Source organism: Bacillus pinisoli (genome assembly GCF_023036475.1).
Classification (GTDB): domain Bacteria; phylum Bacillota; class Bacilli; order Bacillales; family SA4; genus Bacillus_BS; species Bacillus_BS pinisoli.
On record NZ_JAJQKI010000011.1, the window covers coordinates 88,033 to 111,363 of the forward strand.

Below are 23,331 nucleotides of genomic sequence, written 5' to 3' on the forward strand. Positions count from 1 at the left end.
TGTTTATTTCTTACTCTCTACTCTAGCTCGTAAATTAAAACCTAAATCAATGATTCCGATGATCCTTACGATATAAAGTAAAGGCGGAAGTAAGAAGGAAAGAATTAAGATGGTAATGGGTATTCCTTTTGAAACGTTTTTATGATAACAAAAATAAAAGATAAAAGAGAATCCTTGTAGAATCATTAATAACTGTAAAATATGAAATAAATTAAAAATAGCTAAAAAGAACATGGAATCTTGTTCCATAGGGAACATCATGGCAATCATTGTTACTAAGTAGTACCATATTAAGCTCTTTGGTAACTGAATAGAACGAAACGGTGGCCATTTCTCAACCTTAAGTCCCAGTCTTTTAAGTATTCTTGTCGAGATAATTTGTGTAATAAACGCTAAAAATACACCCACAAATACAATAGCAGTAGGCATTAATAGTGGGACTAGCTCGAATGTCTCAGCAAACAGATTAATTTGTTCTTCGTTAATGGACTGACCTAACGCTTCCATCATTTCCCTGGACATATTTATGGATTGATCAACAGCCTTTTGTGCCTCTTCTATCGGATTAATTTGAAATACTGCTGTTGTAATAATATAGATCACGAGGAGGTTGATAATGTAGGCAATACTTCCCCCAGAGAGTACTTCCAATTTCGACCGATTAAGTTTAAATAAATAACCAATCACAATTCCACTTAAACCATAAAGAAATGTTATTGGTACCGCTATAATCGAACCAAATAACAACGTTAAAATAACCGATGCTCCAAATAAGACAAGGCTACTTTTCCAGCCCCTTCTACTCGAAAAGACGACAAATGGTAAAGCTAGAGCAAATAATGTAAGTGAACCAATTAACGGAACATAGAGTGTGACCAGAAATAAAACCATGTATAGTGCAAGCATGATTGCACCTTCCGTTAATGCCTTCGTTTTTCCCAATCTTTCACCTCATTTCAAGGTTTATGTACAGTAAATACTTTTTGCTATTATAACATATACTTGTTCTTAGCAAGAAATAAAAAAGCAGCAAGGTTTCCCTGCTGCTGCTCTTATTTATTCACCAGATACATATGGAAGCAATGCCATTTGACGAGCACGCTTAATTGCAACTGTTAACTTACGTTGGTACTTTGCACTTGTACCTGTTACACGACGAGGTAAAATCTTACCACGCTCAGATACAAAACGCTTTAGTAAATCTACATCTTTGTAATCGATGTTTGTAATCCCGTTTGCAGTGAAGAAACAAACTTTACGACGCTTAGCACGTCCACCTCTACGTTGTCCAGCCATGATAAATTCCTCCCTTCTACTTATATTTTTAAGTCCGGTCTATTTAGAATGGTAAATCATCGTCTGATATATCAATCGGTTCGCCATTATTAGCAAACGGATCTTCATCAACACGAGTATATCCTTGGTTGCGCTGAGTATTTTGGTTCTGATTACGCTGACCTTGACCTTGTCCTTGTCCAAAAGAATAATCTTCTTGTCCACCACCATAGCCTCCACCACTTTGGTTTCCACCACTTCTTGGCTCTAAGAATTGTACGCTTTCTGCAACAACCTCTGTAACATAGACACGTTTGCCGTCTTGACCTTCATAGCTTCTTGTTTGAAGCCTTCCGTCTACACCCGCTAAGCTTCCTTTTTTCAAGAAGTTAGCAACGTTTTCAGCAGGACGTCTCCAGATTACACAGTTGATAAAATCAGCCTCGCGCTCTCCTTGTTGATTTGTGTATGTGCGGTTTACAGCTAATGTAAACGTTGCAACAGCCACACCACTTGGTGTATAACGCAAATCTGGATCTTTCGTTAAACGTCCAACAAGTACAACGCGGTTCATCATAACTACCCAACTCCCTTAAGAATACAACGATTCAAATCTATTTATTATTTATCTTCTGTGTTTACAACAATATGACGGATGATGTCTTCGCTGATCTTAGCTAGACGATCGAACTCTTGAACTGCTGTTGCTGGAGCATTTACATTTACTAGCATGTAGTGGCCATCACGGAAATCGTTGATTTCATATGCAAGACGACGCTTCCCCCATGCTTTAGCAGTTGTAATCTCAGCACCATTATCAGTTAAAATGCCGTTGAAACGTTCAACTAACGCTTTTTGAGCTTCTTCCTCAATGTTTGGACGAATGATGTACATAACTTCGTACTTTCTCATTTCTGTCACCTCCTTTTGGACTAAACGGCCCGGTTAAGGGCAAGGAGCAATATATAATCACTCACAAGTTTATATTATAACAGAGTCAATTGCCCTCTGCAACTTATTATCAAAGGCTCTTTTTGCAATCTATACATTAAATCTAAAATGAATAACGTCTCCGTCTTTTACAATGTATTCTTTTCCTTCTAGACGGACTTTTCCAGCTTCTCTTGCTGCTACCATTGTCTTAGCTGCTAACAGGTCGTCATAAGAAACCGTCTCTGCACGGATAAACCCACGTTCGAAGTCTGTATGGATAATCCCCGCACATTGTGGAGCTTTCATACCTTTTCTAAATGTCCAAGCACGTACCTCTTGTTCACCTGCAGTAAAATAAGTAGCTAAACCTAATAAATGATAGGACGCTCGGATTAATTGATCTAATCCAGACTCTTCAATTCCTAGCTCTTCAAGAAATGCTTTTTTCTCTTCTTTATCTAATTCAGCAATTTCTTCCTCAATCTTTGCACAAACTACAATCACTTCTGCATTGTCTTCTGCTGCATATTCACGTACTCTTTGAACATAAGGATTTTCTGATGGATCAACGACATCGTCTTCCCCTACATTTGCTACATAAAGAATCGGCTTAATCGTTAGTAAATGTAATCCTTTTACTACCTTTAATTGCTCATCCGTAAACTCTACTGTACGTGCTGGTTTATCGTTTTCAAAAGCTTCCTTCAGCATGACCAAAATTTCATGTTCAACTACTGCATCTTTGTCTTTCGTTTTAGCAAGCTTAGCCACTCGATCAATTCTTTTTTCTACAGATTCTAAATCTGCTAAAATAAGCTCTAAATTTATGACTTCAATATCATCAATTGGGTCAACTTTCCCCGACACGTGAGTGATGTTTTCATCTTCAAAACAACGTACAACCTGACAAATTGCATCTACTTGACGAATATGAGAAAGAAACTTATTTCCTAAACCTTCACCCTTACTAGCACCTTTCACAATACCTGCAATATCTGTAAATTCAAATGTAGTAGGTACTGTTTTCTTCGGCTTTACTAACTCTGTTAATTTATTTAAACGCTCATCCGGTACTTCTACAATTCCGACATTAGGGTCGATTGTACAAAATGGATAGTTTGCTGATTCTGCACCTGCTTGTGTAATCGCATTAAATAATGTGGACTTACCTACGTTAGGTAAACCGACGATCCCAGCTGTTAATGCCATTTTCTTCACTCCTCTTTCCATAAGGCTCTATCTAAATTATCTACGATATGAGCCCATTTCACTATTTGTATAAAATCTTTCTATCATAAGTTTGCGAAAAACTCTCCGTAAACACATTAACCTTTCCCAATTATAGATACAAGCACTCAAAAAGACAAGCTTTATACGAGGGTTTAGAGCATAAAAAAGTCATGACACCAGAAGGCATCATGACCATTTTTCAATATTAACTAAGCAATCATACAATATACTTCCCAATCCATTATCAGATGGCTCATTTGAGGTAAGTAGGTTGACCGTTCCACCAAATTGACTCCAATTTCCTTCATCGATATTAATCGTTTTAGGATGAGCTCTTTTCATAATCTTCACATGTCCAATGACTTGACCACGATCATTATACACTCGTACTCTATCATTTTCACTAAGATTTTTCTCAAGTGCAACATCCTCAGATACTTCAACCCGATTTTGCTGTAAACCAGCTATCAAGTGATAATGTTGAGAATGATTTGACCTCATGGGATGTAAAGATAATAGAGTATATGGATATTTCTCTACTAACACAGGATTATTGACAGAAGACTCCCTTGGATAAGACAAGGAAATCTTGCCTTCTTGATCTAATCTTGATGCAGTAAACTCATACTTTCCACTTGGTGTCTTAAACACCTTATCTTCCCAAGGTACCTTTTTAACAGGTAACAGAAGGTGGTGTTCTTGTTTAAGTTTAGAAAGGGAAATGCCATGTACGTTTAAATCAGCTAGACCCATTTCTAAAAATTCTTCTCTTGTAAAGTCAAAGACTTCTCCAAACCCTAACCTTTTTGATAACTCCGTCCATATCCATAAATCAGATTGTGCCTCACCTGGTGCTTCCACGAGTGCAGCACTGTAATTCATATATCCATGATACATAGACGCATAATAAATATCTTCAACTTCAAAGGATGTTTTTACAGGCAAGATATAGTCGGCTACAGCAGCTGTATCTGTCATATATTGTTCTAATACTACGACTGTTTCAACTGACTCGAATGCTTGTTTTACCAAATTCGTATCGGGTACTTGAGTCAGTGGATTTCCACAAGTGACGACGATCATTTTTATTGGTGGTTCATTAGCTTTTAAGACTTCCTCTGCTTGCTTCATCATCGTAAATTGACGACTCTCTTGCCTTCTATGTGGCATGGTCAATGATTCTATATTAAAGCTTTGGCCAACTTGTAGATTACCATAATTGGCTCCACCACCAGGGACCCCCACATTTCCACTCATAGCAATGAGGGCATCAATAGTACGGATCGTGTTTCCACCGTTTTCATAACGCTGCATACCTAGACCTAGATAGGTCATTGTTGGGCCATTTCCATAGATTTTTGCAAGGTCTGTAAAAACCTCGATAGGTACTTCAGCAAACTGTGAAAGCTCTTCTAGAGATATGCTTGCTAATAAGTCTTCTACGTCCTCAAAACCAACTGAATAGTTCTTAATAAATAAACGGTCTTCAAGCTGTAAACGAAGAATTTCTTTCATAATACCTAATGCCAAAAAGGAATCCATACCTGGTTTAACGGAAATGTATCGATCGGCTATTTTAGCCGTCGCGTTATAAATTGGATCTATAACTGTTAATGTAGCACCTGCTGCTTTTGCTTTTTGAAGATATTCGTATAGATGCATATTGGTTCTAGCTACATTTCTTCCCCAAATAACAATGTGTTTACTGTTAAAGATGTCTTCAGGCGCATGGCTATAGGAATCACCAAAGTCCCATTTTTGAGCCTCTATCCCTGATCCCCAGCACAAACTTCCTATTACTTCCGTAACTCCACCGTAGTTATTAAAAAAGCGTTTATCAAGGTTTACTAGTAGCCCACTATTTGCATAATCATGACTATGAAAAACAGCAGTAGGTCCATAGGCTTTTTTTATTTCGCTTAGTTTTTCAGCTATTTCATCTAATGCCTGTTTCCACGATATAGGGTGAAATTCGCCATCTACTTTTTTAAGAGGATGTGTGATCCTCTGATCACTATTTGTCCGTGCCTCAAGCATTCTTCCACGTCCACAAATTTTCCCCTTTGTGATTGGATGATGAGGGTCGCCCTCTACTCTTTTTATGTTTCCATCTTCAATTGTTACGTTAAACCCGCAGCTATCCCAACAATTTAGAGGGCAGGCTGACTTTACGATATTCCCCATACGTACCTCTCCTTAACTCCTCATTCACCCTCGAACTTCACTAGAACTTTCTTCATCTTTCTTGCAAATTCTCTTCTCGGGATTAACACACTATGATGACAGCCTTCACATTTAATTCGAATATCCATCCCTAAACGAATAATTTTCCATCGGTTTTCTCCACATGGATGTTGTTTCTTCATTTCTACAATGTCATTTATACCAAATTCTTTTGTTTCCAATTGTGCCTCTCCCTTCTTACCCCTTTTGTTCTAGTTTTTCATTGGTGTCAACTTCATCATTCCGGTTATACATAACAACACGTGGAAATGGAATTTCAATTCCATGATTATCTAATCTAATTTTTATTTCTTTCCGTAATGCTCTTGAGATGGCAAAATGTCGCATTGGCTTTACCTCTGACGTGACTCGTAACACAACATCTGAGGCTCCGAGCATTTGAACGCCTAATAGTTGAGGAACATCTACCATGTCCTCATACCTTTCAGGTAGTTCTTGTAATAAATCTTGAATAACATTCTCTGCCTTACTGATATCACCTTCATAGGCAATACTGATATCAACAATTGCCACACTATTAGAAATGGAGAAATTAGTAACATCTTGAATGCTTCCATTTGGTAAAATATGAATCTCACCAGTAAAACTTTTTATTTTCGTAATTCTCAAGCCGATTTCTTCGACTGTTCCCTCAAAGGTACCCGTTCGAATATAATCCCCCACCGAGAATTGATCTTCAAAAATGATAAAAAAACCTGTTATAACGTCTCTCACAAGGTTTTGTGCCCCAAAACCTATTGCTAGTCCTGCAACACCGGCACCTGCTAATAAGGCTGTTACATCGATTGTAAAAACCTCTAATACCATTATAAAGGCAATGAAATAAATTACATATGTCAAAATATTGTCTAAAAGTCTAGTCAGTGTGGCTTCTCTTCTTTCGGAAACACGTAAGGGGCTCTTTGTGCGAATCTTAAACACATTTTGTAGGGCCAACTTACCAAGTCTAATAAGAATTCCAGCAATAAAGAAGATTAATAAAATCTTCAAGAATCCCTGACCAAGATCAATCCAAATCTCCTTATCCGTCATGTACGTAATAAAAGATTGATAAGCATCTGTTACCATTTTCATCGTCTTATTCCTTTCTAATCAATCACTAAGGCTATTTACTAGGACTTTGTTGCATTGCTAGTACCCATTCTTATCATATCAAATAACTTATTCCCATTTATAGTAATTTGCAATAGGATACACTAAAATAGCAGCTACCAAATAGAGGTTAATGAGTCCATACAACGGATATAATACAGCAACTAAGGTAGAGAAACCAAACTTTGTTAATGGAATCATAATAACAACAATAACGGTTGCCAGAACCCACGTTGGCCAATTACTATATTGGCGAAATCTTGAGGTCAAACCAAATATACCTGAAGCAGCCGTTGTAAATATGGCTGTCCATAAAAGGACCGTCATAAAAATAATCATACTATAAGGATAATCCTTTAAGATTGCAAATAAGGGAATTTCATATAACACAATTTCCTGACTCACTTGCAACAATGATTCATTATAAAAGTAAGCAATTCCTCCTAAAATAACTGCACTGCCAATACTTGCAATAAGAGATTCACCCTTATGCTTTATTTCCTTTCCAATTGCCCCGACTACTGCTATTAAGGCAATAACATTCAATGCCGTGAAAGTAAACGCTGAGGGCCAATTAGACTGGTTTGTCCATAGCTCTGGTTTGAGACTCTCTTGGTTTTTCATCATAAATGTAATAATTGTTCCAATTAACCCCACAATGAGTAAAGGAATAATAACAGAATTCAGTGAAGTCATTCCTTTAATATTCCAAATAAATAGAGTGATTAAAAGACATGAAAAAATGAAAATGCCAATCCAATATGGAATATGAAACATTTCAATAGCAGCGCCTCCACCTGCTAACATCACCATTGTTGTTGTAAATAAGTAAAAAATAATAATCATATCATAAACATTTGAAAGCTTATTACCAATCAACTTATGTAAAACTGGTAAGAAATGCTCAGACTTTTGTTCGTAGCTAATATTCATCACTACGTAAGTACATATAGAAAATAAGATTGTAAATAACAGAATGGCAAGTCCACTCTCTGGCCCGAAAAACTGCCACAACTCCCTTCCTGATGCATAACCTGCCCCGATCATCGTTCCTAAGATTAGATACATCCATTTAAATCCATTCTTCCACAACCCTATCTGCCTCCTTCAGTAATTCCTCGTTAATTTAGAGAAAATCAAATCACTATGTATAGAATGAAAAGTTTTTCCGTATACTGTTACTACTATTATTAAGGAGTGGAATCTATGAATCTAAGACCTAACTTTTTTGAAAAGAAAGGTGGAGAAGCTAAGATTATTTTTGATGAAGAAGGAGCCTCCACTAAGATCGCAAAAGAGATTGTTAGTATTTTACCCACTCATTTAAACAAGCCCATTGCAATTGTCTGTATCGGAACCGATCGGTCTACTGGAGATGCATTAGGCCCCCTAATTGGCACTAAATTAGAAGAAAAAGGTTCACCGTTATTTCATGTGTACGGAACGCTAGATGACCCCATTCATGCTGTTAATTTAGAAGATCAATTAAAGCTGATAAATAGTGATTTACACTACCCATTTATTATTGGAATAGATGCTTGTTTAGGCAGATTAAAAAGTGTAGGGATGATTCAAGTTGGGGATGGTCCAGTGAAGCCAGGTGCTGGTGTGAAAAAGGAGTTACCACCGGTTGGAGACATGCATATAACAGGGATTGTAAACGTTAGTGGCTTCATGGAATTTTTTGTTCTCCAAAATACTCGATTAAATCTTGTAATGAAGATGGCTAGCATCATCTCTGACGGAATCTTTGAGGCAAGTCTCCTTTACAAGAGAAAATTAGTTATGAGTAAAGCAAATGCGGAACAACTAAGACCCATTTAATATATTAAATAGCTAAAAAAGATACCAACCTACAACGCTTCTTCCTCCATGTTTCGGAAGAAGAGTTGTAGGTTGGTATCTCACCTTCATTATTCTTTGTTACTCTTAGTCAGTCTTCGCAATGAACGTTAGATATAATGTATTACCGAAACAATTAATGCAACAACAAGGATACTAGGTAATAGGTTGGCTACTCTAATTTTAGTGATATTAAGTATATTTAATCCTATTGCCAAGATCATTAACCCACCTGTTGACGTCATCTCTACAATAAAAGAATCCATTAACTCTGTTGGTATAAAGTGCTCTATTTGATTTGCAAATAAAGCAATAGAACCTTGGTACAGCATGACCGGGATTGCAGAGAATAAAACCCCTACCCCAAACGTTGTTGTCAAAATTATACTTGTAAATCCATCTATTAACGATTTCGTATAAAGGATTCGATGATCCTGTCTCAAACCGCTATCAAGTGAACCAATGATAGCTAAAGCACCAATGACAAATATGAGCGTTGCCGTAACAAATCCTTTCGCTATATCACCTTTTGCTTTTTTGCCAATCTTTTTTTCGATCCACTTTCCTATGTTTTCAAGCTTTTGGTCTAAGTCAAAATACTCACCAATAACGGCTCCAGTAACTAAACTAATGATAACAATTAAAAATTGTTCACTTTTCAAACCCATTTGTATTCCTAATAATGATACAGATAAACCGATTCCTTGCATGACCGTATGTTTTACCTTGTCAGGTATCTTTGTCAGGAAGCTACCAATAAAAGTACCTAGAATAATGCAGATTCCATTGACGATTGTGCCTAATAATACCATCGTTTTCTCCTTTATCAACCTAACTGTAGAGGTGCATCATCACGTCCCACCACTATTTGGGGTAGTATGCTAAATTAGTTTTCTAATTATGGGATTTGCAACTCCTTTTTCTAGGAGTCTATACATAGGGCAGTGCCGATCAGCAGCTGAAATATTAGAGCTTTTAAAGAATATAGCCATTAAAAAAATAACCACATATACTAGTGGTTATAGAGCAGTTAATTATTCAACAGCATCCAGCAATTCTAATATTCTATTTAAGTCTTCAGGTGAGAAAAACTCAATTTCAATTTTACCCTTTTTCTTCGTTTGCTTAATAGAAACAGATGTACCAAACTTTTCTCTTAAAATAGTTTCATGTTCTTTAATAAATACATTCTTCTCTACTTTTGGTTTTAATGTTTCACGTGAAACATTTTCATTTAGTTGATTAACTAAGTGTTCAAGTTGACGGACGTTTAATTGTTCTTTAATCACTTTTTCTACTACTGGTTTTAGCTTATCCTTCTTTCTAAGACCTAATAGTGCACGTCCATGTCCCATTGAGAGCTTACCTTCTGAGATAAACATTTGAATATTTTCCGGTAAGGATAGTAGACGGATATGGTTTGCTATATGCGGTCTACTTTTCCCTAATCTTTTGGCTAATTGTTCTTGTGTAACTTTTAATTCCTCAATTAACAGTTGGTATGCCTGCGCTTCTTCAATCGGTGTTAAATCTTCACGCTGTAAATTTTCTAGTAAAGCCAGCTCCATCATTTCTTGTTCCGACAATTCTCGAACAACAACAGGAATACTTTCTAATCCAGCAGCTTTAGCAGCACGGAAACGTCTTTCTCCTACTACTATCTCATAGCCTTTAATAGTTTTACGAACAATAATAGGTTGTAATATTCCGTGTTGAATGATGGAATCCTTTAACTCTTGTATAGCTTCTTCTTGGAAGTGTTTACGTGGTTGATAAGGATTAGGGCGAATCTCTTTCATTTTTACATCTTGTACACGTTCTTCTTTGCTTAGGTTGACATCTGGAAAGAATGCATTAATTCCTTTTCCAAGGCCTTTAGCCATTTGCCATCACTTCCTTTGCAAGATCTAGATATACTTCTGCACCTCTTGACTTTGGATCATAGATAATAATTGGCTTCCCATGACTTGGAGCCTCACTAAGACGTATGTTACGAGGAATGACAGATTGATATACTTTTTCCTGGAAGTACTTCTTCACTTCATCAATAACCTGAATACCTAGATTAGTCCTAGCATCAAGCATTGTTAATAATACACCTTCTATTTTTAAATCTGTATTCAAGTGTTTTTGCACTAAACGAACTGTGTTTAATAACTGACTAAGCCCTTCTAAGGCGTAATATTCACATTGAACAGGGATTAATACAGAATGAGAAGCAGTTAATGAATTGATGGTAAGTAAACCAAGTGAAGGTGGACAATCGATAATAATATAATCATAATGCGCTTCAACAGCTTCTAGTGCTCTTTTTAACCTAACTTCTCTAGAAATGGTAGGTACTAGCTCTATTTCAGCTCCTGCTAGTTGAATGGTAGCTGGAATGATATATAAATTTTCAACATCCGTTGGTTTGACTACTTCTTTTGCATTTGCATCTTCTACTAATACATCATATATACAGGAATCCACATCAGCCTTTTCGATTCCTACTCCACTAGTGGCATTACCTTGAGGATCTATATCAACTAGAAGTACTTTCTTACCTAAGTATGCTAAGCAAGCTCCTAAGTTTACCGAAGTAGTGGTTTTTCCAACTCCACCCTTTTGGTTGGCTATCGATATAATTTTGGCCACGGTGTCACCTACTTTCAAATCTTACAAATTATCTATTAACTATATCATTTTATCATGAAAATTATAAAAGTGAGTTTTATTTAAAAATTTTTTTACTAATTCCGTCAAATTACTCATAGATTCTTCAAAATCTATTAGCCTTCTACATTGGTCTTTAAATGTATTTTAGTGAAAAAAGGCTCTTTACGCATATTTTGTTACCTTTAATGAGGGTTAGTATAAGTAACCGATCTTTTCTTTGCACTACATCACTTGCTTTTCTCTTCTTCCCACAGTTCTTTAATTTGCTCCTCTAAATGAGTCCAATCACAAAGGAATCCCCAAAGCCTATGTCATGTACTTTAAATTCATGAATCTTGGGAAGAGCCAAAAAAAAGAGCCCCTTAGGACTCTATCACTCATTATTTCTTCTGAATTTTAATGGTGATTTGATAGAAATCTTCAAACTCTTCTTCTGTAGAGTCTAAATCAACACCATTATCTTTTACCATTGTTAAGGATTGTCGAATGGTATTCATAGCAATTCTCATATCTTTACTAAATGCTTTACGTGTTTGTTTTGGTTTTTCAACTGTTTCCTCTAGTAATCTATTAACCTTATTTTCAGTTTGCTTCACATTGTACTGTTGTTCTATAATTTCGTTTAATAGTTTTATTTGGATGTCTGGATTTTTTAAAGGTATAAGTGCTCTTGCGTGTCTCTCTGTTATTTGCTTTTGTAATAAGGCGTTCTGTACTTCATCAGGTAGTTTTAATAATCTAAGTTTATTTGCGACAGTTGATTGACCTTTTCCAAGTCTTTGTGCCAGTGCTTCTTGTGTTAGATTATGAATCTCTAACAGTTTAGAATAGGCAATAGCTTCTTCAATGACAGTTAGTTCCTCACGCTGAAGGTTTTCAATTAATGCAACGGAAGCAGTTTCAGCATCATTGAATTCTTTCACTATTGCAGGAATTGTTTCCCACCCTAGCTTCGTTACAGCTCTGAATCTTCTTTCCCCAGCTATGATTTCATATTTACCTTCTTTATACTCACGTACAACAATAGGTTGAATGATACCATGGGTTCTAATCGTTAGAGCTAACTCACTAATTTTTTCATCATCAAATACAGTACGAGGTTGAAATTGATTAGGTACAATTGCAGACAGAGGTAGTTTTTTAACTTCTTCATGATCTGATTTCTCTAGTACTTCAATTACTTCTTCTTTTTCCCCAATACCAAAAATTTTAGAAAAAGGACTCTTCATCCTCTACACCACCTTTAGGAACTCCTCTTTTATATATTCGATGCTATCTGTTACTTTCCTTCTATATAAAAATGTTTCACGTGAAACATTGTAGGTAATTAGACATTAAGATTGTATAGGTAATTTATTAGGCGTCCCCGGTTTTCTCGGATACTTCTTAGGTGTTTTCGCTTTCTTTTTTATGACAAAGATAGAACGATCACTTTCCTCAGTTGGTAGTTTAAACTGGTGAGACTCCTGTAACATACCACCTAGGACTTTGATAGCAGCTTTACCTTGTTCTAATTCCTCTTTAGCAGAAGCACCCTTCATTGCTACAAATAGACCGTCCTGCTTTACCAAAGGAAGACAAAGTTCACTTAATACGGATAGTCGCGCAACTGCTCTTGCTGTTACGAGATCATACTTTTCTCTGAATAAGGGATTTTGTCCAAACGTCTCTGCACGGTCATGGTAGAACTCTACGTGATCTAATTCTAGCTGATTGGCTAGCTCATTTAAAAATGTGATTCGCTTCTGTAAAGAATCGACGATCGTAACTTTTAAATGTGGAAAACAGATTTTAATAGGAATACTCGGAAAGCCCGCTCCTGCGCCTACATCACAAATAGATAATGGACCTGAAAAATCAACAAAAAAAGCAGCAGAAATAGAATCATAAAAGTGCTTTAAGTAGACTTCTTCTTCATCCGTAATCGCTGTTAAATTCATTTTCTCGTTCCACTCCACTAGTAACTTAAAGTAGAGTTGGAACTGATCCAATTGCTTGGAAGAAAGAGAAATCCCCTTCTCCTCAAGCATTGTAAGAAAGTCAGTTTGATTCATAATAAGGTCCTTTCTAGCAGTAATATTAATTGGCTCTTTTCTCATTATTTGTTGCTCTTAGTGAGTTAAATGTAAATACCTTGTCGTTCCATTGCACTCCAGACACTTGCTTTTCGCGGGGAGACTTTGTTGCTATTTCGACTAACTTATCTGAAGTAAGTTTTTTACAAACGATAAAATGATGTATTGATCGCTAATAAAGAGCCTATTCGTTTGATACTCGTGCTATTTTCCCTTGTTCTAGATAAATAAGGAGAATAGATATATCTGCTGGGTTTACTCCAGAAACTCGTGAAGCCTGGCCCACTGATAAGGGTCTAACTTCCTTAAGTTTTTGTCTAGCTTCATTAGCTAGACTAGAAATAGCATCATAATCAATGTTTTCTGGTATTTTTTTATCTTCCATCTTTTTCATTCGATCAACTTGCTGTAAGGATTTATCAATATATCCTTCATACTTAATCTGGATTTCAACCTGTTCTGCAATAATATCATCGATTTCGGACTCCGAACCCGCTACTAGACGGATATGCTCATAGGTCATTTCAGGTCTTTTTAGTAAGTCCGCAGCACGAATTCCGTCTTTTAATTCACTACCGCCGGCTTCTCTTATCATCTGTTGAACTTCTGCCGATGGTTTTATAATAAATTGTTGAAGTCGTTCTTTTTCTTTTTGAATCGCTTCTTTTTTCTCATTAAAGCGGCTATAACGCTCATCAGAAATTAATCCGATCTCGTGACCAACTTCTGTTAGTCTTAAATCAGCATTATCATGCCTTAACAATAGTCGATACTCTGCTCTTGATGTCAGTAAACGATATGGTTCATTCGTTCCTTTTGTCACAAGATCATCAATCAGTACCCCTATATAAGCATCTGAACGGTTTAAGATGACTTCTTTTTTACCTAATGCCTTTGCAGCAGCATTAATTCCTGCCATTAAGCCTTGTCCTGCAGCTTCTTCATATCCTGATGTTCCATTGATTTGCCCTGCCGTATATAGAGACTCTACTTTTTTCGTTTCAAGAGTCGGCCAAAGCTGAGTCGGGACAATGGAATCATATTCAATTGCATAACCCGCTCTCATCATCTGCACATTTTCTAAACCTGGAATGGTAGAAAGCATCTTTCTCTGAACATCTTCAGGTAAACTAGTTGAAAGACCCTGCACATACACTTCTTGTGTGTGTCTACCTTCTGGTTCTAAGAAAATCTGATGCCTTGGTTTATCATTAAAGCGAACAATTTTATCTTCAATAGAAGGACAATAACGAGGTCCTGTTCCTTTAATCATTCCAGAATACATAGGAGAGCGATGGAGATTTTCATCAATCATTTGATGAGTTTCTGGACTCGTATAAGTTAACCAACATGGAATTTGGTCTGTAATAAAATTGGTTGTCTCATAGGAGAAAGCTCTTGGTACATCATCCCCAGGTTGTATCTCTGTTTTAGAATAATCAATTGAATGACTATTAACTCGAGGAGGCGTCCCTGTTTTAAATCGAACTAAATCAAAGCCTAGTTCTTCTAAATGCTTAGATAGCAATATAGACGGCTGTTGATTGTTAGGTCCACTGGAGTATTTTAAATCCCCAATGATAATTTCCCCTCTTAAAAAGGTTCCTGTCGTAATAACAACAGATTTGGATTGATAGATGGCTCCAGTATTTGTTATGACGCCTTTACAAACCCCATCCTCTACTACAAGTTTCTCTACCAAACCTTGTAATAAAGTCAGATTGGGCTGGTTTTCTATCGTCTTTTTCATTTCATGCTGATAGGCAAATTTATCGGCCTGAGCACGTAAAGCACGAACAGCAGGTCCTTTTCCTGTATTCAACATTCTCATTTGAATGTGAGTTTTATCAATATTTTTGCCCATTTCGCCACCTAGAGCATCAATTTCTCTCACAACAATCCCCTTTGCAGGACCTCCTACTGAAGGATTACATGGCATAAAAGCAACCATATCTAAATTAATTGTAATCATTAACGTCTTAGCACCCATTCTTGCAGAAGCTAAACCAGCTTCACATCCTGCATGACCGGCACCTACAACAATGACATCATATTGACCTCCGTCATAATGTTGCATAAACAACCTCCTAAATAAGACCTTTTATTTCCCTAAACAGAACTGTGAAAATAACTGGTCAATTAAACTTTCATGAACGGCATCACCGATAATTTCTCCTAATAGCTCCCACGTTCTAGTAAGGTCTATTTGAACTAAATCAATCGGCATTCCACTCTCTATTCCTGTTATTGCGTCTTGAATTGTTTTATTCGCTTGTGTTAATAAAGCAATATGACGTGTGTTAGACACATAGGTCATATCTTGCGCTTCAATGGATCCAGCAAAGAATAAGGTAGAAATTGCTTCCTCTAATTGATCAATTCCAACATCATTTAATAAAGATGTCGTAACTAGAGGAGAATCTTTTGCTAACTCTCTGACACGTTCCATATTTATTTTCTGTGGAAGATCTGTTTTATTAATAATAATAATGGTATTCATTCCAGACACAGCTTCAAATAGCTGTTCATCTTCTATCGTTAATTCATCGTTGTAATTTAAGACAAGCAATATTAAATCAGCCTCTTTTAAGACCTGCCTTGACCTTTCTACACCGATTCGTTCGACTATATCCTCTGTTTCTCTTATACCCGCTGTGTCAAGGAGGCGAAGAGGTACTCCTCTAACATTTACAAACTCCTCAATGACATCCCTTGTCGTACCAGGAATATCTGTCACAATTGCCTTATTTTCATGCACAAGACTATTCAACAAAGAGGACTTTCCTACATTAGGTCTTCCTACAATAACAGTAGAAAGTCCTTCACGTAATATTTTACCTTGTTGTGATGTTAGTAGTAAGCGAGAGATTTCTTCTTGAACTCGCTTTGATTTTTCAATCAGAACTGTATGTGTCATCTCTTCAACATCATCATACTCAGGATAGTCAATGTTTACTTCCACATGTGCTAAAGTTTCTAAAAGTTCCTGACGAAGTTTCTGGATTAAACGTGAAAGTCTACCTTCCATCTGCCCTAAGGCTACGTTCATCGCGCGGTCCGTTTTAGCTCTAATCAGATCAATAACCGCTTCAGCTTGTGATAAATCAATCCGACCATTTAAGAAAGCTCTTTTTGTAAATTCTCCTGGATCTGCTAATCTTGCACCATTTTCAAGTATGAGCTGCAGTACTCTATTTACTGAAACTAAGCCTCCATGGCAGTTAATTTCGACGATATCTTCCCTTGTAAACGTCCTTGGTCCTCTTAAGACAGAAACCATCACTTCTTCTACTACATTTTTAGTGTTTGGATCAACAATATGTCCATAATGGATTGTGTGTGATGGTACCTCTGTTAATGCTTTTCCTTTAAAAATTTTGTTCGCAATGGGTATGCTTTCTTCCCCGCTCAATCTTACGATGGCGATGGCTCCTTCCCCCATTGGGGTCGAGATGGCTGCTATTGTATCTAGGTCCATGATTCTATCTTTCACCTCTTCCTAAAGTAACTCTTATCTATGTATATTCTTATCCACAACTCTGTTTATTTTTTATTATTACCTATTTGGTCCGTAATCAATCTTATCCACTGTGGATAACTTTTCCGACACATTTCTCCATATTCCAATTTTAACTTATCCACAGGTCGAATGACAAGAACAAAAGCCGGAACCTGACTATTAACTCCGTAAAATTGCCACTAACTTGTCAAGTTTTGAAGTAAAACTACTTTAACTTACATATAATTGTCTTTATAGCGTGTAAAAACTAAACCAGTTCCTGACTAGATGGCTCAATTCTAACGCACATAAAATTGTACTATCGGGTCAATCGGAAGTTTAAGAAAGCAACATATGATGAGAAATGAGCAAAAAAAAAGACCTTAATCCAACTATGGATTAAGGTTTTTTAGGTGTGATCACAAGGTGGCGATAAGGTTCTTCACCAGTTGAAAATGTCTTTACTTTTTTATTCTTTATTAATGTCGCATGTATGATTTTTCTTTCGAAGGAAGGCATTGGTTCAAGGGAAACTTCCTTGCCTGTTTTAATTGCCTTATCTGCTAACCGCCCCGCTAAAACTTCTAACGTCTCTTTTCTTCTACTACGATAATTCTCAGCATCAATAATAATGGTAGTAAATTGATTCGTATGTCGGTTAAATACTAATTGTGCAAGATACTGAAGTGAATTTAAGGTTTGACCTCTTTTTCCTATAAGAAGGGCAATATCTTTTCCTGTAAGCTGAAAGGTAACTTCTCGATCCTTCTCACTTGTCACAACTTCTACTTGAATACCCATCTTACGAATAACATTTTCAATAAATTGTTTAGCTTCTTTAATTGGATTTACTTTAACTTTTACCTTTACAACTGAAAGCCTAGCTCCAAATAAACCAAGAAACCCTTTTTTACCCTCGTCTACTACCTCGATGTCTACCTCGTCTCTTTTTGCTTGTAATTGAGCTAGGGCCGTTTGTAATGCTTCATCAACACTATGACCAGTAGCCGTTATTTCTTTCACTTTTTAGCTTCCCCCGCTTTTCCGGCAGCTTCTTTAATCTCAGGACCTTTAATAAGAAAGGTTTGTACAATCATGAAGATATTACCGACTACCCAATAAAGCGATAGTGCCGCTGGAAAAGTTACTGCAAAAACAACAATCATAATTGGCATAATCCAAAGCATCATAGCCATTTGAGGATTTTGCATAGCAGCTCCACTTGCCATCATTATCTTCTGCTGAATAAATGTCGTAACACCAGCAACGATTGGAAGAATAAAGTATGGATCTGGATCTCCTAGATCAAACCAAAGGAAGTTATGAGTCGAAATCTCACCTGTTCTCATAATGGCATGATAAAAGGCAATTAAGATTGGCATTTGTACCAAGATTGGCAAACAACCGGCAAGAGGATTTACCCCGTGCTTTTGGAATAAAGCCATTGTTTCTTGTTGCAGCTGTTGCTGTGTTTTCTGATCTTTTGAGCTATACTTCTCTCTTAACTTTTGCATCTCTGGCTGAAGTGCCTGCATCGCTTTTGAGCTTTTTGTTTGTTTAATCATTAATGGAAGTAAGGCAAATCGGATTAGTAATGTAACCACCACGATAGATAATCCATAGCTTTCTCCCATAAGTTCTGCAAAATAAATAATTAAAAAGGATAGTGGGTAAACAAAATACTTATTCCAGATCCCTTCACTTTCTGCAGTGATTGGCACATTTACCTCTGTACAGCCTGTTAAAGATGCTAAAATCAGGAGCAGGCCTATAAATATTGCTAACCTCTTTTTCACTACTAATTAGTCCTCCTTTTACCTATCAAACAATTGTATGTATAATTGCTGATTCATATTGAAGTCCTTAGACTCCTAACTCTCTCTATTTAAAAGCTTACTTACCAAAAATATTGTACCATTTTTAATCAAAAATATCTTTTATATCAGCAAATAAAAACATGACAAATTCAGCAAAGACTTTGTCGAAGACTGTTTCTTCGCTATTATCTGAGTAAAACCAGGTTATTTTCTATGAAGTGATGAGTTCTTTGGATTCTACTTGAGCAACAGTCTAGCCGAGAATAGTCTTTTTATATGACAAAAGGAATTATGGTCTTCTTTGCAAAATTTTCGCTCGTTTGCATACATGCTCTAAAGAGGATTTTACTTCATGATAATCCATATCAGCAGTAGGTTTTCTAGCAATAATGACAAGATCCTTACCTTCTTTAATAGAGTCTTTAAATTCAAACATCACCTGGCGAATAAGTCTTTTTATTCTATTTCGTACGACTGCATTTCCTATCTTCTTACTTACTGAAAGACCTATTCTAAACGATGATTGGTTAGGCTGATCCTTTACATAGATCACAAACTGTCGGTTAGCTGTTGAAGCACCTTTTTGGAAAACAGCTTGAAAATCTTCATTCTTTTTTATTCTATATTGCTTATTCATCAAATACACTCCATTTTGGGATACTGTTCATATCTTTGCCATCGTACCTCAAAATTTATCACTTTATACCTTAAAGTATAAATCTTTATTGATCATTGGTTGGTAGGAAAAGAACCTTGAAAAAAAGACCACTGTTCAGACAGTGGCCTTAAGCTGATAATACCTTTCTTCCTCTACGACGACGACGAGCAAGAACTTTTCTACCGTTTGCGCTGCTCATACGGCTACGGAATCCGTGTACTTTACTACGCTTACGCTTATTTGGTTGGAATGTACGTTTCATTAGTGTGACACCTCCTGAAGTTTAGGACTTTTGTAGTTAAATTTCTTTAACCACGTTATAAAACTAGGCAATTCCCTATTATGAAAGGACCTTAGTTCATGCAATTTTTAGATCTTAACTTATTTAGCAACCTAATAGAATAGGGATTGCTCATTTACCTTTTTGAATTAGCAAAAAGACAGTCTTAATCATTATAGAGAACGAACCTAATAAATGTCAACTTCCTATTAAAAAAACCAAAAAATAATCTTTTTTAGTATGTCATAAAGATCTACGTTCACTCACAGTAGCAAATCGTTCCCTTTTGTTTTACACACACCCCCAAGTTTGTACTTTTCACGATTATTTCCTCCTTGTGGATAATTTAACCCTCCTCTTCAAACATCTTTCAACACTTATCGACAAGTTTTACACAGTATCTTGTGTTGTGGATAAAAAAAGCCCACAAGCTGTTGTGGTTGTGGATAAGTATTAAAAAACCGTTGCATTACTGATTTTATTTTGTTACTATATTTATGTTTTCACTCTTAATTAATCATCAAGCTATATAACGATATCCACAACTTGTGGATAGAATGTGGATAGTTTATACAGAGGTTGTTAAAAAGGTTGTCCACAATTAGTGAATAATGTCGAAAACCCGATTTTCTACTATATATATGTTTACTCACATTGACTGTGGAAATGTATACTTATTCATTATTATACGCGCGGTTCTACAAACGTTGTACAACTAGGATTGATGAATAATTTAGCATCGTGCATACGTAGGCACTTATGCCTTTTAATACTGGAGCGAAGGAGGGATATTTTGGAGAACATCTCTGACTTATGGAATAAAGCGTTAAAAGAGATTGAAAAAAAATTAAGTAAACCTAGTTTTGAAACTTGGCTAAAATCAACAAAAGCACATGCACTTCAGAATAATACTTTAGTGATCACCGCTCCAAATGAATTTGCTAGAGATTGGTTAGAATCCAGATACTCTTCCCTTATTGGTGACACCATACATGATATTACTGGAGCTGAACTCGAAATTAAATTCATCATTCCGCAAAATCAAATGGAAGAAGATTTTGACTTAGTGGTTCCCAAAAAGAACACGCAAAAGGTTGATGATGAACCACATGAACTACCACAAAGTATGCTCAATCCCAAGTACACATTTGATACATTTGTTATTGGTTCAGGGAACAGGTTTGCCCACGCTGCATCATTAGCAGTAGCAGAAGCACCTGCAAAAGCCTACAATCCCCTCTTTATTTATGGAGGTGTAGGATTAGGGAAAACCCACTTAATGCATGCAATTGGTCATTATGTCATTGACCATAATCCATCAGCAAAAGTTGTTTATCTCTCTTCTGAGAAATTTACGAATGAATTTATTAATTCCATTCGTGATAACAAAGCTGTTGATTTCAGAAATAAATATAGAAGTGTAGATGTCCTTTTAATTGACGATATTCAATTCTTAGCTGGAAAAGAACAAACACAGGAAGAATTTTTCCATACGTTTAATACACTTCATGAAGAAAGCAAGCAAATTGTCATCTCAAGTGATCGACCACCAAAAGAAATTCCGACACTTGAAGACCGCTTACGTTCAAGATTCGAGTGGGGGTTAATTACGGATATTACGCCTCCGGATTTAGAAACAAGGATTGCAATCTTGAGAAAAAAGGCAAAAGCAGAAGGTCTAGATATTCCAAACGAAGTCATGCTTTATATTGCGAATCAGATTGATTCTAATATTCGTGAATTAGAAGGAGCGTTAATCCGCGTTGTTGCCTATTCTTCTTTAATTAATAAAGATATCAATGCTGATTTAGCAGCAGAAGCATTGAAAGATATTATTCCTAGTTCTAAACCAAAAGTCATTACCATCCTGGATATACAGCGCGTTGTTGGTCAACAATACAACGTAAAACTTGAAGACTTTAAAGCTAAAAAGAGAACGAAGTCTGTAGCTTTCCCAAGACAAGTTGCAATGTATCTATCAAGAGAACTAACTGATTTCTCGTTACCTAAAATTGGTGAAGAATTTGGTGGTAGAGACCACACAACAGTTATTCATGCTCATGAAAAGATTTCAACATTGCTACAGTCTGATTCTCAGCTTCAAAAACAGTTAAAAGATATTCAAGGACTCTTAAAAAGTTAATGATCATTCTTAATAATGTGCATAACAGGAACATACTTACACACAGTCTGTCCACATGTGGATAGGCTGTGTTCCTTTCTTATATTGCGGTTATCCACAAATCCACAAGCCCTATTACTATTACTACTATTTTTTTAAAAAATATATTATATGAATATGAAACTAGATTTATGACGAAATGAGGTCTTTAAAAATGAAATTTTCCATTCAGAAAGATTATCTTGTGCAAGCTGTTCAGGATGTAATGAAAGCAGTCTCGTCTAGAACTACAATTCCGATTCTAACTGGAATAAAAATGGTTGCTACTGAAGAAGGAGTTACTTTAACAGGAAGCGACTCTGATATTTCTATTGAATCTTTTATCCCTGTTGAAGAAGCAGGAGATGAAATTGTAGAGGTAGAACAAATTGGAAGTATTGTGCTACAAGCAAGATTCTTTAGTGAAATTGTAAAAAAATTACCTCAAGACATGGTGCAGATCGAAACACTTAACCAATTTCAAACCGTTATTCGTTCAGGAAAAGCAGAATTTAACTTAAACGGTATTGATGCAGATGAATATCCACAACTTCCAGAAGTAAGTGAAGAAAATGTCTTTTCAATTCCAGCAGATTTATTGAAACATATGATAAGACAAACTGTTTTCGCTGTATCTGCTTCTGAAACAAGACCCATCTTAACTGGTGTTAATTGGAAAATTGAAAACAATGAACTACAATGTATTGCGACAGATAGCCACCGTCTAGCTTTTCGTAAGGCATTAATTGAATCAGCTAATTCTATTCCAGCAGCTAATGTAGTTATACCTGGTAAAAGTTTAAATGAACTTAGCAAAATTCTAGATGATACAACTGATAAAGTTGAAATTGTCATGACAGAACAACAAATTCTATTTAAGATGAAGAACATCCTATTCTTCTCTAGATTATTAGATGGTAATTATCCTGATACTTCTAGATTAATTCCAACTGAAAGTAAAACAGATATTTTCTTAAACGGTAAAGAGTTTTTACAAGCTATCGACCGTGCTTCCCTATTAGCAAGGGAAGGTAGAAATAACGTTGTAAAATTCAGTACATTAGAAAATGGTTTAGTTGAAATCTCTTCTGACTCTCCAGAGATCGGAAAAGTAACAGAAGAACTGCAAAGTGAAAAAGTAGAAGGAGAAGAGTTAAAAATCTCCTTTAGTGCAAAATTCATGATGGATGCCTTAAAAGCCATTGATAGCTCTGAAGTTAGAATTAGTTTTACTGGTGCAATGAGACCTTTCTTTATCCAGCCAGTAAATGACGATAAAACATTACAATTAATTCTTCCAGTAAGAACGTATTAATTATTATAGTTAGATAAGAACCGAATTGTGTATTTGGTTGCAAATTGCAATTAAATAATAAAATCTAGTTGAAACTGTTATAGTACTGTAGGTGTCTTAGTGAAAAAACATAGATTTAAAACACAAACCACCAAAGCAAGATGAAACGCAACATGAGAAAACAGTTAATAAAAAGGCTCTTTTCAAATAGATTGTTACTTTCGTAAAAATCCCAAAAGCAGGATTTTTACTTACTAGTTTATAGTCATCCAC

At 36.1% G+C, this 23,331-nt stretch carries 23 protein-coding genes; 3 read left to right on the forward strand and 20 right to left on the reverse strand.

Annotation, left to right across the window (positions count from 1 at the left end; translation table 11 throughout):
• Positions 1 to 3: 3 nt before the first annotated feature.
• The 9 genes from LT143_RS15525 to LT143_RS15565 form a co-directional block, all read right to left on the reverse strand.
• Entirely contained in the window at positions 4 to 942 is a 939-nt protein-coding gene (locus LT143_RS15525; RefSeq protein WP_246944294.1) for a YybS family protein, read from the reverse strand.
• 114 nt (positions 943 to 1,056) lie between these two features.
• Positions 1,057 to 1,296 carry a 30S ribosomal protein S18 gene (gene rpsR / locus LT143_RS15530; protein WP_246944296.1) on the reverse strand — a complete coding sequence of 80 codons (240 nt, stop codon included), beginning with the start codon at positions 1,294 to 1,296 and terminating at the stop codon, positions 1,057 to 1,059.
• 43 nt (positions 1,297 to 1,339) lie between these two features.
• Positions 1,340 to 1,852, reverse strand: a complete 513-nt coding sequence (ssb, locus tag LT143_RS15535; protein ID WP_246944298.1) for a single-stranded DNA-binding protein — start codon at positions 1,850 to 1,852, stop codon at positions 1,340 to 1,342.
• Positions 1,853 to 1,896: 44 nt separating this feature from the next.
• Positions 1,897 to 2,187, reverse strand: a complete 291-nt coding sequence (gene rpsF / locus LT143_RS15540; protein WP_246944299.1) for a 30S ribosomal protein S6 — start codon at positions 2,185 to 2,187, stop codon at positions 1,897 to 1,899.
• Between the two features lie 129 nt (positions 2,188 to 2,316).
• Positions 2,317 to 3,417, reverse strand: coding sequence for a redox-regulated ATPase YchF (ychF, locus tag LT143_RS15545; RefSeq protein ID WP_246944300.1), 1,101 nt, complete (start codon positions 3,415 to 3,417; stop codon positions 2,317 to 2,319).
• Between the two features lie 207 nt (positions 3,418 to 3,624).
• A complete protein-coding gene (locus LT143_RS15550) occupies positions 3,625 to 5,622 on the reverse strand; it encodes a molybdopterin-dependent oxidoreductase (protein WP_246944301.1) in 1,998 nt (665 codons plus the stop codon).
• A gap of 20 nt (positions 5,623 to 5,642) precedes the next feature.
• Positions 5,643 to 5,843 (reverse strand): DUF951 domain-containing protein, encoded by a 201-nt coding sequence (locus tag LT143_RS15555; protein WP_246944302.1) that lies wholly within the window; start codon positions 5,841 to 5,843, stop codon positions 5,643 to 5,645.
• 16 nt (positions 5,844 to 5,859) lie between these two features.
• A complete protein-coding gene (locus tag LT143_RS15560) occupies positions 5,860 to 6,756 on the reverse strand; it encodes a mechanosensitive ion channel family protein (RefSeq protein WP_418909840.1) in 897 nt (298 codons plus the stop codon).
• A gap of 87 nt (positions 6,757 to 6,843) precedes the next feature.
• Entirely contained in the window at positions 6,844 to 7,866 is a 1,023-nt protein-coding gene (locus LT143_RS15565; protein ID WP_246944303.1) for a YkvI family membrane protein, read from the reverse strand.
• Between the two features lie 114 nt (positions 7,867 to 7,980).
• Between LT143_RS15565 and yyaC the strand changes: the two genes are divergently transcribed.
• Positions 7,981 to 8,598 carry a spore protease YyaC gene (yyaC, locus tag LT143_RS15570; RefSeq protein ID WP_246944304.1) on the forward strand — a complete coding sequence of 206 codons (618 nt, stop codon included), beginning with the start codon at positions 7,981 to 7,983 and terminating at the stop codon, positions 8,596 to 8,598.
• Between the two features lie 128 nt (positions 8,599 to 8,726).
• Here the strand turns inward: yyaC and LT143_RS15575 are convergent, their stop codons facing one another.
• The 11 genes from LT143_RS15575 to rpmH form a co-directional block, all read right to left on the reverse strand.
• A complete protein-coding gene (locus LT143_RS15575; protein ID WP_246944344.1) occupies positions 8,727 to 9,428 on the reverse strand; it encodes a DUF554 domain-containing protein in 702 nt (233 codons plus the stop codon).
• 222 nt (positions 9,429 to 9,650) lie between these two features.
• On the reverse strand, positions 9,651 to 10,499 hold the full coding sequence (locus LT143_RS15580; RefSeq protein ID WP_246944305.1) for a ParB/RepB/Spo0J family partition protein: 849 nt from the start codon (positions 10,497 to 10,499) through the stop codon (positions 9,651 to 9,653).
• Positions 10,492 to 11,253 (reverse strand): ParA family protein, encoded by a 762-nt coding sequence (locus LT143_RS15585; RefSeq protein WP_246944307.1) that lies wholly within the window; start codon positions 11,251 to 11,253, stop codon positions 10,492 to 10,494. Before LT143_RS15585 ends, LT143_RS15580 begins: the two co-directional genes overlap by 8 nt.
• Positions 11,254 to 11,654: 401 nt before the next feature.
• A complete protein-coding gene (gene noc, locus LT143_RS15590) occupies positions 11,655 to 12,503 on the reverse strand; it encodes a nucleoid occlusion protein (RefSeq protein ID WP_246944309.1) in 849 nt (282 codons plus the stop codon).
• Positions 12,504 to 12,608: 105 nt separating this feature from the next.
• The gene (rsmG, locus tag LT143_RS15595; RefSeq protein WP_246944347.1) at positions 12,609 to 13,328 is read right to left on the reverse strand and encodes a 16S rRNA (guanine(527)-N(7))-methyltransferase RsmG; all 720 of its coding nucleotides are present in this window, start codon (positions 13,326 to 13,328) and stop codon (positions 12,609 to 12,611) included.
• 205 nt (positions 13,329 to 13,533) lie between these two features.
• Positions 13,534 to 15,426: a tRNA uridine-5-carboxymethylaminomethyl(34) synthesis enzyme MnmG gene (mnmG, locus tag LT143_RS15600; RefSeq protein WP_246944311.1), complete on the reverse strand. Its 1,893-nt coding sequence runs from the start codon at positions 15,424 to 15,426 to the stop codon at positions 13,534 to 13,536.
• Positions 15,427 to 15,450: 24 nt separating this feature from the next.
• A complete protein-coding gene (mnmE, locus tag LT143_RS15605; protein WP_246944313.1) occupies positions 15,451 to 16,827 on the reverse strand; it encodes a tRNA uridine-5-carboxymethylaminomethyl(34) synthesis GTPase MnmE in 1,377 nt (458 codons plus the stop codon).
• Between the two features lie 420 nt (positions 16,828 to 17,247).
• Positions 17,248 to 17,871 carry an RNA-binding cell elongation regulator Jag/EloR gene (gene jag / locus LT143_RS15610; RefSeq protein WP_246944314.1) on the reverse strand — a complete coding sequence of 208 codons (624 nt, stop codon included), beginning with the start codon at positions 17,869 to 17,871 and terminating at the stop codon, positions 17,248 to 17,250.
• Positions 17,868 to 18,644, reverse strand: a complete 777-nt coding sequence (gene spoIIIJ / locus LT143_RS15615; protein ID WP_246944315.1) for a YidC family membrane integrase SpoIIIJ — start codon at positions 18,642 to 18,644, stop codon at positions 17,868 to 17,870. Before spoIIIJ ends, jag begins: the two co-directional genes overlap by 4 nt.
• A gap of 310 nt (positions 18,645 to 18,954) precedes the next feature.
• Positions 18,955 to 19,302 carry a ribonuclease P protein component gene (rnpA, locus tag LT143_RS15620; RefSeq protein ID WP_246944317.1) on the reverse strand — a complete coding sequence of 116 codons (348 nt, stop codon included), beginning with the start codon at positions 19,300 to 19,302 and terminating at the stop codon, positions 18,955 to 18,957.
• Between the two features lie 148 nt (positions 19,303 to 19,450).
• Positions 19,451 to 19,585, reverse strand: a complete 135-nt coding sequence (gene rpmH / locus LT143_RS15625; protein WP_246944318.1) for a 50S ribosomal protein L34 — start codon at positions 19,583 to 19,585, stop codon at positions 19,451 to 19,453.
• 811 nt (positions 19,586 to 20,396) lie between these two features.
• On the opposite strand from rpmH, the gene dnaA reads away from it, so the two are divergent.
• Both dnaA and dnaN read left to right on the forward strand, forming a co-directional pair.
• Entirely contained in the window at positions 20,397 to 21,746 is a 1,350-nt protein-coding gene (gene dnaA / locus LT143_RS15630; protein ID WP_246944320.1) for a chromosomal replication initiator protein DnaA, read from the forward strand.
• Positions 21,747 to 21,939: 193 nt separating this feature from the next.
• Positions 21,940 to 23,079, forward strand: coding sequence for a DNA polymerase III subunit beta (gene dnaN, locus LT143_RS15635; protein ID WP_246944322.1), 1,140 nt, complete (start codon positions 21,940 to 21,942; stop codon positions 23,077 to 23,079).
• The last annotated feature ends 252 nt before the right edge of the window (positions 23,080 to 23,331 follow it).